Consider the following 11,089-nt stretch of genomic DNA (forward strand, 5'->3'; position numbering starts at 1 on the left):
TTCTTCCCCGGGAGGGGGAGAAGCAGCCTGGGAAGAACCCTCTTCGGCCTGGGGTGGGCTGGCCGTGGGGGCCTGGGGAGCAGCAGGCAGGCGGCGGCCCCAGTTGCGGGCCATGGCTTCCAGGTCGCTGTACTTGTACTGGCCCGGGCTGGGCACGCGTTCCAGGGTCACCGGGCTGCCTGCGGGCTTCCCATTTTTGTCGTAGAAGACCACCTTTATCTCCCGGAAGCTGAGCTCGGGGCGCACCTTTTGCTCAGGGGCAGGAAGGGCAGTAAAGCGGAAGGCCTCAAAATCCTTGCGCGGGCTGGTGAAGGCCGCGTCTATGTCTACCAGGCCGCGGGCCTCATCGTAGCGCAGCACGTACAGCACGGCGCTGTCCGCCTTGAAGCTCTCCGCGGACAGCCTGAGGCCTTTCAGGGGTATCTGGGCCTGAAAGCCGCGGGCCTCGCGCTCACGCACCCGGAAGAGGTAGGGGAAGGGGTCGGCAACCTCTGAGAGGGGGAAGACCTGCTCGAGCTTGGGCGGCGGAGTATCCCCGATGACCAGGGTGACCTTCTGGGTGCGGCTGGAAAGGTTGGCGTCCTCCACGCTCACGATGAGCTCAAAGCTGCCCTTCTCCTGGGGCGTTCCGCTCACGCGCCCACCGCTGTAGGTGAGCCCCTTGGGCAGGTTGCCCTCTAGGGTAAACCTGTAGGGCCGCACCCCTCCATCGGCGGTCAGGGTGACGCTGTAGGGCTCGTCCACGTAGCCGGTCTCAAAACGTACGGTAAGGCGAAGGGGCTGGCGGGTCTGGTTGTTCTGGCTGTCGGACCCACAGGCCGAAAGCAACAACAGGAGCATTCCCCAAGCCCATAGGCGCATGGCCTAAGTTTAGGACCTGGGATGAAAAATTGGGGTGAGGAAACGCTCATGCACCCCAAATAACGCTGTTCTTCACGTAAATTAAGGGGCATGATTAAGCCCGACTGGTGGATTCGCGAGAAAGCCCGGCAGGGGATGATTGAGCCCTTTGAGGAGCGGTTGGTGCGGGAGGGGGTGATCAGCTACGGTCTATCAAGCTTCGGCTACGACCTGCGGGCGGCGCGGGAGTGGAAAATCTTTGCCAACGTCTTCCACACCATCGCCGACCCCAAAGGCCTAGACCCCAAGAGCTTCGTGGACTACGAAGGCGACGAGGTCATCATCCCCCCCAACTCCTTCGTGCTGGCCCGCAGCATGGAGTACATCCGCATGCCCGAAAACGTAATGGCCATCGCCATCGGCAAAAGCACCTACGCGCGGGTGGGCATCGTGGCCAACATCACGCCCCTCGAGCCCGGCTGGGAAGGGCACGTGACCCTGGAGTTCTCCAACACCACCCCCCTGCCGGCCAAGATGTACGCCGGGGAAGGGGTGGTGCAGCTCGTGTTCTTCGAGGGCGAGCGCCCCGAGGTGACCTACCGCGACCGCAGGGGCAAGTACCAGGGCCAGCGGGGCATCACCCTCCCTAAAATATGAGCCCCCTAGGGAAGCCCTACCCCAAGGGCTTTTCAGGGGAAAACCCGCTCCGGCGGGGCCTGGCGCGGCCGGACCCAGCCCAGTAGACTGGTCGGGATGCGCATCGCTCTGACCATCGCCGTCCTTTTAGCCCTGGCCTTGGCGGGGTTTTTCCTATGGCAGGGGAGGGGCAGGTCGGACCGCGGTTTCGGAGGAAGCATGGAAGCCTTACCCTACAAATCCGACAGGCCCATCACCCAGTTTGCCAAACCCGAGCAGGTCATAGACCCAGAGAAATTTGACTACTACGCCGAGATTGAGACCACCAAAGGCCGCTTTGGCATAGACCTCTACGAGCAGGAGGCCCCCACCACGGTCAACTCCTTCGTCTTCCTAGCCCTGCACCGCTACTTTGAAGGCGTCCTGTTCCACCGGGTGATTCCGGGCTTCGTGGCCCAGACCGGCGACCCCACCGGCACGGGCATGGGCGGCCCCGGCTACCGGTTCGGCCTCGAGGTAACCCCCAGGCTCAACTACGACAGGAAGGGCGTTGTGGGAATGGCCCGCACCATGGACCCCAACTCCAACGGGAGCCAGTTCTTCATCACCTACGCCCCCACCCCTAACCTGAACCAGCAGTACACCATCTTCGGCCAGGTGGTGGAGGGTATGGAGGTGGTGGAGCGCATCGCCCCCACTGAAGGGCCCGGGGCTGGAGGGGAGCGGGACCGGATTCTCTCGGTGAGGATTTTCGCCAAGGAGCGCTGAAACCCTCTCTGATGATTCCCGAAGGCACCCGCTACTTTTTGCCCCCCGAGGCCCGGCTGCGCCGGGAGATGGAGGAAGGGCTTTTTCGCCTCCTGTTCGCCTGGGGGTACGAGCCTGTGGAGCTGCCCGCGCTGGAGTTTTACGATCCCAGCCACCCCCTGGCCGAGCGGGCCTTCAAGCTGGTGGACAAAACCGGGGAGGTGTTGGCGCTGCGGGCAGAGTTCACCACTGCGGTGGCCGGCCTTCTGCGGAGCAACGGGGGGCCTCCTACGAACCGCCCGCTGCGCCTGCAGTACGCCGGGACGCTCTGGTTGCGCGAGGCGGCCGCGGAGCTAGGTAGGAGCCGCGAGTTCCGCCAGGTGGGGGCCGAGCTGGTAGGGGTGAGCAGCCCCCAGGCCGACGCGGAGGTGCTCGAGCTGGCCTGGGAGTGCTTGAAGCAGGTGGGCTTCCCCGAGGCCAGAATTGAGGTGGGGCTGCCCGCCCTGGTGCGGGACCTCCTGGAGGCCACGGGGCTTCCCGAGGACAAAAAGGAGCGGTTGCGCCAGGCCATCCACCGCAAGAACACCCCTGAGCTGAGCGCCCTGCTGGAGGCCTACGGGGTCCACCCCGAGCCAGGCCGGACCCTCCTGGCCCTGCCCGACCTGTACGGGGGGCGTGAGGTGCTGGAGGAGGCCCGCAGACTGCCCCTGTCCAGCAAAGCCCAAGCCGATCTAGATTGGCTCGAGGCGGTGCTGAACCTCCTGCCCGAGGTGCCCCTGCTCCTGGACTTGGGCCGGGCCCGGCTGCTCGGCTTCTACACCGGCCTCAACTTCCAGGCCTACACCCCTGATTTTGGCCTTCCCTTGCTGGGCGGGGGGCGCTACGATGGGGCCCTCCTTCCCTACGCGGCGGGCTTTGCACTGGGGCTGGAGAGGGTAATGGAGGCCCTGCGCCTCCCCACCTCGGAAAACCCTCCCCAGGCGCTGGCCCTGGACAGAGCCTTGGCCCGCAAACTGCGCCAGGAGGGGCTGCGGGTGGAACTAGCCTGGACAAGCGACCTAGGGGAACTCCGGGCCTATGCTCAACAGCGGGGCATCCGCTGGCTGGCCTTGGAGGGAAGATTGGAGGAACTCACCCCCGCCTAGCCCCCTCCCTTGCTTTCGGTATACCAAAGAGGGTAGCATGACCCCCAAGCCTATGCTGGCACCCCAAACCGAGGAAGCTTACCGCCGCCTCAGGCGCATGATCCTTTCGCTGGAGCTTCGGCCAGGAGAACCCCTGGTGGAGCGCAAGCTGGAGGAGCGGCTGGGGGTCTCCCGCACCCCCATCCGCGCGGCCCTGCAGCAGCTCGCCCGTGAGGGGCTGGCAGCCCGCTCGGGCCGGGTCTTCGTGGTGGCCCCGCTGGACTTGTCTGAGCTCGAGGAGGCCTTTGAGTTCCGCACCTGGCTGGAGACCCAGGTGGTGCGGGTAGCCGCAAGCCGCAGGCCCAACGCTCGCGAGCTCAAGGAACTCCTGGCCTCCTTGGAGGCCGACCTTGACCCCGAGGTGGAGCTAGAAAAGGCCACCGACTTCCACCTGGCCCTGGCCCGCCTTACCGGAAACCGCTTTGTGGTGGCCTCGCTGGCCCAGGTCTTAGGACGCATCTACCGGGCCCGCTACCTGGAGATTACCCGCCCTCACGGGGCCGAGGCAGCGCAGAGCGACCACCTGGCCCTAATTGAGCTGGTCCAGCAAGGCAAGGGAGAGGAGGCCGCGGCCTTTATGCGCCAGCACCTCGAGCGCTCCCGCCTGGCCCTGTTGCGAAGCCTGGAGGGCTCCGCCCTGCTGGCCCGCACTTGACGAACGTGAGGGGATGAGTAGAATCTAGGCACCTAAGAGCCTACCAGCAGTCCGGAGGTGGTCTGATGAGATGGCTGATTACAGCATTATTGGTGGCACTTGCGGGAAGCGGGCTGGCCCAGTTTACCCCCCGTAACCCCGAGTGCATCGCCCCGGCAGGTGCCGGAGGCGGATGGGACTTCACCTGCCGCAGCGTGGCCCAGGTAATGCTCGACCTAAAGCTTATCCCCCAGCCCATGAAGGTCACCAACGTGACCGGCGGCGGAGGCGGGGTGGCCTACGCCAACGTGGTCACCCAGCGGAACAACGACCCCAACCTAATCGTGGCGGCCAGCCCGGCCACCACGGTGCGGCTGGCCCAGGGGCAGTACAGCCGCTTCACCGAGCGAGACGTGCGCTGGCTGGGCGCCATCGCCGCTGATTTTGGCCTGGTGGCGGTCAAGGCCGATGCGCCTTGGCGCACGATGCAGGAGCTGGTGGCCTCATGGAAGGCCGACCCAGCCAAGATTGCTGTGGGTGGGGGCAGCGCAGTGGGGGGCCAGGACCACATGAAGGTGCTCCTGCTGGGCCGTGCGGCGGGAATTGAGCCCCGGAACATCAAGTACGTGCCCTTTGATGGGGGTGGCGAGGCCCTGACCTCGCTCTTAGGGGGCTTCATCCAGGTCTTTGCGGGGGACGCCTCGGAGCTTCGGGCCCAGGTTCAAGCAGGTACGGTGCGGGTCCTTGGGGTGATGGCCCCCCGCCGCCTGGAGGGGGTTTACGCCAACATCCCCACCCTAAGGGAGCTCGGCTACAACGTGGAGTGGGTGGTCTGGCGGGGCTTCTACGCCCCCAAGAACATGCCCACCGAGGCCTACGAGTTCTGGGTGCGGGCCCTGCGGCAGGTGGAGCGCAGCCCGGAATGGGCCCGGGTGCGGGAACAGAACGCCCTAGGAAAGTTCTCCATGCTAGGGGCTGAGTTTCAGGTCTTCATAGACCGACAGGTCAACCAGTTCCGCAGCCTCTCCCGGGAGCTGGGCATCATCCGATAAACCCTCCCCGCAGCCGGTGGTCAAGGCCCCGCAACCTGCCTTTGGCCACCGGCTGCAACCTGGGGTACGCCTATGACCGACCGCATTGTGGGCCTTGTGCTCCTCCTGCTGGCCATTGGGTACGCCCTCGAGGCAGCCCGGATGGAAGTGAGCTTCTTCACCGACCCCTTGGGCCCCCGGCCTTTCCCCTACATCATCGCGGTTCTTGTGGGTCTTTCCTCCCTGTGGCTTATCGCCAGGCCCGACCCCGAGCCCGCCTGGCCTCCCCGCCGCTTCTGGCCGGTGCTGGGGCTGGTCCTCCTGAGCCTGGTGGCCTACGCCTACCTGGTGGTTCCCCTGGGCTTTGTGCTCGCGACCACCCTCGAGATGACCCTCCTCTCCCGGCTCTTCGGTGCCCGGCTAAGGACAGGGTTTCTGAGCGCTTTGGCCTTCAGCCTAGGGGTATATTTCCTCTTCACCAAGGCCCTGGGCGTCGGCCTGCCCGCGGGGCGCATCTTCGGTTGACCTATGGACATCCTACAAGCCCTGCTCAATGGCTTTGGGGTCGCGCTGGCCCCGGTGAACCTTCTTCTGGTCCTTCTAGGTTGCTTGGTGGGCACCCTCATCGGGGTCCTGCCCGGCATCGGCCCCATCAGCGGGGTGGCCCTCCTGGTACCGCTCACCTTCGCCCTAAAGCTCCCCCCTGAGTCGGCCCTAATCCTGCTGGCCGGAATCTACTACGGGGCCATGTACGGGGGCTCCACCACCAGCATCCTGCTCAACATCCCCGGCGAAACCTCCTCGGTGGTCACCGCCATAGACGGCCACAAGCTGGCCAAACAGGGCAAAGCCGGCCCGGCCCTAGCGATGGCGGCTTGGGGCTCGTTCATTGCCGGCACGCTCTCGGTGCTGGGGCTCATGACCCTAGGGCCGCTGCTGGCCCAATGGGCCATCCGCTTCGGGCCTGCCGAATACTTTGCCCTGATGGTCTTTGGCTTCTCCACCCTCTCGGCCCTGGCGGGGAAAAACCTCTTCAAGGCCCTGGCCGCTACTGGCTTCGGGTTGATGCTGGCCACCGTGGGCCAGGACCCCCAATCCGGAATAGCCCGCTACACCTTTGGGGTAATGCAGCTCGAGGACGGGATGGACTTCCTGGTGGTGGCCATCGGCCTCTTTGCGGTCAGCGAGGTGCTGGTGTTCCTGGAGGAGAAGGCCCCAGGGGCTGTGCAAGCCCAAGTGGGGCGCATCTACCTCTCGCTGCGGGACTTCCTGTCCTCGCTGGGCACCATCCTGCGCAGCAGCGTGATAGGTTTTCTGATCGGCATCCTACCAGGCGCAGGGGCCTCCATCGCCAGCTTTGTGGCCTACACCACTGAGAAGCGGCTCCTAGGCCCCAAGGCCCGCCTGGGCGAGGGGGACCTGCGGGGGGTAGCCGCCCCTGAGTCGGCCAACAACGCGGCAGCGGGCGGAGCCCTGATCCCCCTTCTCACCCTCGGTCTTCCCGGAAGTGGCACCACCGCCATCATGCTGGGGGCCTTAATGAGCCTGGGGGTCACCCCGGGGCCGCAGATGTTCCAGACCCACCCCCAGGTGGTCTGGGGGCTAATCGCCTCTATGTACGTGGGCAACGCAGTCCTGCTGCTCCTAAACCTGCCGCTGGTGGGCCTTTTCGTGCGGCTTTTGTCGGTGCCCGCCTGGTTTTTAATCCCGGCCGTGCTGGCCATCAGCCTCATCGGGGTCTACGCGGTCAACAACAACCCTTTTGACCTCCTCCTGATGGCGGTCTTCGGGTTGGTGGGCTACCTGATGCGGAAGCTGGACTTCCCCCTGGCCCCGGTCCTGCTAGGGCTGGTGCTCGGCTACCTGATGGAAATCAACCTACGCCGGGCCATGACCATCAGCAACGGGGACATAGGCTATCTTTTCAGCAGCCCCATCGCCATTGCTCTCTGGCTCCTGGCTGGGCTCTCGTTGCTCAGCCCTCTGATCATAGCCCGCATAGGCAAAAGGGGGTTGGGAAACGAGGAGGTGTAGGGTTTGGCCCCTTCAGGCAAGGACCTGTGCCAAACCCCAAATGCTCCTCTCCCCCAGGGCCCAGGTGGGGTACTCTTCCCTCGCCAAAAAGTGCCGCGTATAGAGGGCCGCCAGCCTGGCGTGGCGCTCGGTGCCCAGGTCGTACATGAGGGCCACGGCAGCGGCGTCGGCCAGGGTGCGCAGGGCTTCCTTGGCCTGCCACTGGGCCTCCTCTGGGGCCAGGCTTTGCAGGTGGGCCAGGGTCTTTTGCAGGCGCGAATGGGCCAGGCGGGCCTCCTCGGTGCCGGCGGCCTCGAGCATCCGCCCAAACTCGGCCTCAAAGGGCTCGGCGGCTCCCTTGCGGAAGAGCACCTCGAGGGTGTCCAGGGCCTGCACGTTGGCCGGGCCCTCCCAGATGGGGGTAATCAGGGCCTCGCGGGCCAGGCGGGCGATGGCGAAGTCCTCCACAAAGCCCACCCCGCCGAAAAGCTCCATCGCAAGCTGGGTGCAGTAGGTACCGTGCTCGGCGGTGCGGGCCTTGGCCAGGTGGGCCAGCAGCCGGGCGTAGTGGTAGCGGGGGGTGTAGGGCGGGGTCAGGAGCCAGGCCTCGTCCCAGGCCGCCACCGCCCGGAAGGTGAGGGCCAGGCCGCCGGCAATGCGCACCGCCAGGTCGGTCAGGTCGCGCCGGATGAGGGGGTGTTCCTGCAGCCGCTGGCCAAAGGCCACCCGGGCCTCGGTACGGAAGAGGGCCTCGAGCTGGGCCTTGCGGGCTAGGCCCATGGCCCCGGCGGCGTTGGCCAGGCGGGAGAGGGTAAGGGTCTCCAGGATGTAGTAAATCCCCTCCTCGGCCCGGCCCACCAGGTGGGCCTCGCTGCCCTCAAACTCCACCTCGCCCGAGGGCACCGCGCGGGTGGCCAGCTTGTCCTTGAGCCGGCGCACCCGGTAGTTGAGCCCACCTCTGCTGTCCAGGCGGGGCACCAAAAACAAGGCCACGCCTTTGGGGCCCGCCGGGGCCCCCTCGGGCCGGGCCGAGACCAGGGCATAGTCGGTGAGGCCGGCCCCGCTGGAGAAGTACTTGTCGCCGTAAAGCCGCCAGACCGCCCCCTCGGGCACCGCCCGCACCCGGTTGGCCCCCAGGTCGGAGCCCCCCTGCACCTCGGTCATCCAGGTGGCCCCGAAGGCCCGACCGGCTAAGAGCTCCTCCTTCCAGCCGGCAAGCTGCGGAGCGTACTTGTGGATGGCGTAGACGGTAGCGTTGGTGATGGTCTGGATGCAGTAGAGGCCGGGGTCAGCCAGCAAGTAGCCCAGGGCAAAGTGCAGGTGCCAGCTTCCTCCTTGGTAGGGGGCCCGGTTGATGGCCGCAAGCTCCCGGTTCAGCGTTTCCTGGGCGGGCGAAAGCCGCACCCGGTCTATGCGGTTGCCGTTTAGGTCGTGCATCACCAGCACCGGCCGAGCCTCTTTGTCCACGTGGTCGGCCAGGCGGTAGGCTGCCCCCCCGGCCAGGGCCCCGAAGCGCTCGAGCTCGCCCCGGTGCGCCCCCCAGCCCTTCCAGTAGCGGGAGAAAAGGGCCGGCAGATCGGGCTCCAAAGCCCAGTGGTTCTTGCCATAGGCGTAGGACTGGTATTCCATAAGGGCCTTCTTTCAGCAGTAGTATAGGGCCTATGCGCGTCGTTGACCTACGTTCCGACACCGTGACCCAGCCCACCCCCGCCATGCGCAAGGCCATGGCCGAGGCCGAGGTAGGCGACGATGTCTACGGCGAAGACCCCACCGTAAACCGGCTCGAGGCCTTGGCCGCCGAGATGCTGGGCTTCGAGACGGCCCTGTTCATGCCCAGCGGCACCATGACCAACCAGGTGGCCTTGATGCTGCACCTCAAGCGCGGCCAGGAGGTGATTGCCCCCGAAGGCGCCCACATCTACGAGTACGAGCCGGGCTCGCTGGCGGTGCTCGCGGGCGGCACCATCCGGCTGGTGGAGGCCCCCTACGGGGTGCCCGACCCCGAGGCGGTGCGCTGGGCCATCCACACCTCGGCGCACCAGGCCCCCACCGGGCTCATCGCCCTGGAGAACACCCACAACACCGCCGGGGGCACGGTGGTGCCGCTGGAGGCGCAGCGGGCCATCCAGCAGGTGGCCCGGGAGGCCGGCCTGCCCATCCACCTGGACGGGGCCCGGCTCTTCAACGCGGCGGTGGCCCAAGGCCGGCCCCCATCCGAGCTGGCCCGGGGCTTCACCACCGTTTCCATCTGCCTCTCCAAGGGGCTGGGGGCCCCGGTGGGCTCCCTGCTCCTCATGCCCCAGGCCCTGCGGGCCGAGGCCTGGCGCTACCGCAAGCTCTTAGGGGGTGGGATGCGCCAAGCTGGGGTGCTGGCCGCGGCGGGCCTCCTAGCCCTCACCGAGGGCCCCAAGCACCTCCCCCGCGACCACCAGATGGCCCGCGCCTTGGCCGAGGGGTTGCTGCGGCTGAACCTCGAGGTAGACCTCCAGGCCGTGCAGACCAACATGGTCTACGCCCGGGTGCCCCAGGCCCCTGCTTTTGTCCAGCGGCTGCGCGAACTGGGGGTGCTGGCCAACGCCATGGGGCCGGGCCGGGTGCGCTTTGTGACCCACCGCGACCTTTTAGACGAGGACATCCCGCTGGCGCTAGAGCGGGTAGAGCAGGCCCTCCAACTGGCCTAGGCCCCTACTCCTTCCACTCCTCCACGGTCTTGTATTGCACCAAGGCCGCATAGGTGGTCTGGTTCCCGCTGCTGCTGGTAGAAAACTTTATGTCCACCAAGATAGCCTCCTCAGGCAATCCCTCAATGAACCGGTTGAGCCGCTCCTGGAAAACATCCGGGTCAGCGGCAACGATCAGCCGAATGAACACCCCTTGCATGGCCACAGCCTACCTCAGCCCCAGCCCAGCCTGCCTTTATTCAGCCCCGGGCAGCCAGAAGCTCCAAAGGCAGGTCACCGATCACCCCGTCCACCCCCCAGGCCAGCAGCTCGCGCGCCGTCTGGGCCTGGTTGACCGTCCAAGCCACCACGAAAAAACCCCGAGCCTTTAGCCCCTCCACCTTTTCTGGGCTAAGCAGGCCGTGATGGGGGTGAACGCCCTGCACCGGCAGGCAGGGCAGGAGCGCCTCCATCTCCGGCAGGTGGTACAGGAGGGCCAGCGGAACCCCAACCCCCAGCCGGCGAAGCCGAATGAGGGCCAGAGGGTCAAAGCTGCTCACCCAGGTCCGCCCACGCCCCCCCCACTCCCTCAACGCCTGAGCCAGGGCCTCCTCCCGCCCATCGGAGCTCCCGGGTTGGCTCTTTAGCTCTAGGTTGAGCCAAGCCCCCGGGTACCCCTCGGCCAGCTCAAAGACCTCCTCGAGCCGGGGCATCCAGGGGGCTGCCTGCCTGAGCTCGAGCCACCCCCACTCCACCAAGGGCCGCCCCGCAAACTCAAAGTCGTGGCACACCGCTAAAACCCCATCGCGGGTGCGGTGAAGGTCCAGCTCCAGGCCGTCCAGCCCCGCTTCTAGGGCCAGGCGGAAGGCCTCGAGGGTGTTCTCCCGAGCCTCCTTGGGTGAGCCGCGGTGCCCAAGCAAAAGCGGTTTTGAGAACAGCACCTTCTCCTCCTAACAACAGGCTCTGCCCATTCTACGCGAAAAAGCGCAGGCCACACTGCGGATTGGTGTAGACTCAAAACATGGGCAAATACGACGATCGCCTCGCCAGGCTAACCCAAGCTGAAATTGTTGCCCGTCTAGAGGCTCCTGGAGGGCTTCTGGCCTTCTCGAGCCGGGAGCTCTTCTACATAGACGAGACCTCCACCCAAAGCGCGCGCCTTTCCCAAATCAAGCGCATCAGCACGAACAAACAAACCGGCAACATAGACGTGATGGGGGGCGAAGGCCTGTTGATGAGCTTTTCATCCTTTCTCTTCCAAAAAGAAGAGCTTCGTATCTTCCTGGAATCCTTGAGAAACCAGGTCCTAAAGGCCAAAGCCGAGCCCACCCAGCCCCTTGAACC

12 protein-coding genes and 1 pseudogene are annotated in these 11,089 nt (G+C 66.0%); 9 read left to right on the plus strand and 4 right to left on the minus strand.

Annotation, left to right across the window (positions count from 1 at the left end; all coding sequences use genetic code 11):
* Positions 1–861, minus strand: an 861-nt coding sequence (locus Mlute_RS11800) for a putative Ig domain-containing protein (protein ID WP_220452079.1), incomplete at its 3' end; no start/stop codon positions are given.
* Positions 862–951: 90 nt separating this feature from the next.
* On the opposite strand from Mlute_RS11800, the gene dcd reads away from it, so the two are divergent.
* The 7 genes from dcd (at position 952) to Mlute_RS11835 (ending at position 7,106) form a co-directional block, all read left to right on the plus strand.
* Positions 952–1,497: a dCTP deaminase gene (gene dcd / locus Mlute_RS11805; protein WP_119360833.1), complete on the plus strand. Its 546-nt coding sequence runs from the start codon at positions 952–954 to the stop codon at positions 1,495–1,497.
* 198 nt (positions 1,498–1,695) lie between these two features.
* Entirely contained in the window at positions 1,696–2,244 is a 549-nt protein-coding gene (locus Mlute_RS11810; protein ID WP_245958954.1) for a peptidylprolyl isomerase, read from the plus strand.
* An 11-nt stretch (positions 2,245–2,255) separates the two neighbouring features.
* Complete coding sequence (locus tag Mlute_RS11815; protein WP_119360835.1) at positions 2,256–3,368, plus strand: ATP phosphoribosyltransferase regulatory subunit; 1,113 nt, start codon at positions 2,256–2,258, stop codon at positions 3,366–3,368.
* Positions 3,369–3,405: 37 nt separating this feature from the next.
* Complete coding sequence (locus Mlute_RS11820; RefSeq protein ID WP_245958953.1) at positions 3,406–4,062, plus strand: GntR family transcriptional regulator; 657 nt, start codon at positions 3,406–3,408, stop codon at positions 4,060–4,062.
* Between the two features lie 65 nt (positions 4,063–4,127).
* Positions 4,128–5,093 carry a Bug family tripartite tricarboxylate transporter substrate binding protein gene (locus Mlute_RS11825; RefSeq protein WP_119360836.1) on the plus strand — a complete coding sequence of 322 codons (966 nt, stop codon included), beginning with the start codon at positions 4,128–4,130 and terminating at the stop codon, positions 5,091–5,093.
* A gap of 72 nt (positions 5,094–5,165) precedes the next feature.
* Positions 5,166–5,597, plus strand: coding sequence for a tripartite tricarboxylate transporter TctB family protein (locus Mlute_RS11830; protein WP_119360837.1), 432 nt, complete (start codon positions 5,166–5,168; stop codon positions 5,595–5,597).
* A gap of 3 nt (positions 5,598–5,600) precedes the next feature.
* Positions 5,601–7,106, plus strand: coding sequence for a tripartite tricarboxylate transporter permease (locus tag Mlute_RS11835; RefSeq protein WP_119360838.1), 1,506 nt, complete (start codon positions 5,601–5,603; stop codon positions 7,104–7,106).
* 12 nt (positions 7,107–7,118) lie between these two features.
* Here Mlute_RS11835 and Mlute_RS11840 read toward each other — a convergent pair whose 3' ends face one another.
* Positions 7,119–8,714 carry an acyl-CoA dehydrogenase family protein gene (locus Mlute_RS11840; protein ID WP_119360839.1) on the minus strand — a complete coding sequence of 532 codons (1,596 nt, stop codon included), beginning with the start codon at positions 8,712–8,714 and terminating at the stop codon, positions 7,119–7,121.
* Positions 8,715–8,746: 32 nt separating this feature from the next.
* Here Mlute_RS11840 and Mlute_RS11845 point away from each other — a divergent pair, with 32 nt between their 5' ends.
* Entirely contained in the window at positions 8,747–9,766 is a 1,020-nt protein-coding gene (locus Mlute_RS11845) for a threonine aldolase family protein (protein ID WP_119360840.1), read from the plus strand.
* A gap of 4 nt (positions 9,767–9,770) precedes the next feature.
* On the opposite strand, the gene Mlute_RS11850 is transcribed toward Mlute_RS11845, so the two are convergent.
* Both Mlute_RS11850 and Mlute_RS11855 read right to left on the minus strand, forming a co-directional pair.
* Entirely contained in the window at positions 9,771–9,965 is a 195-nt protein-coding gene (locus tag Mlute_RS11850) for a hypothetical protein (RefSeq protein ID WP_119360841.1), read from the minus strand.
* Positions 9,966–10,005: 40 nt separating this feature from the next.
* On the minus strand, positions 10,006–10,686 hold the full coding sequence (locus Mlute_RS11855) for a glycerophosphodiester phosphodiesterase (RefSeq protein ID WP_119360842.1): 681 nt from the start codon (positions 10,684–10,686) through the stop codon (positions 10,006–10,008).
* Between the two features lie 80 nt (positions 10,687–10,766).
* Here Mlute_RS11855 and Mlute_RS11860 point away from each other — a divergent pair.
* Positions 10,767–11,089: pseudogene (locus Mlute_RS11860) on the plus strand (hypothetical protein); the annotation flags it as partial.

This window comes from Meiothermus luteus (assembly GCF_003574085.1).
In the GTDB taxonomy this organism is placed as follows: domain Bacteria; phylum Deinococcota; class Deinococci; order Deinococcales; family Thermaceae; genus Meiothermus; species Meiothermus luteus.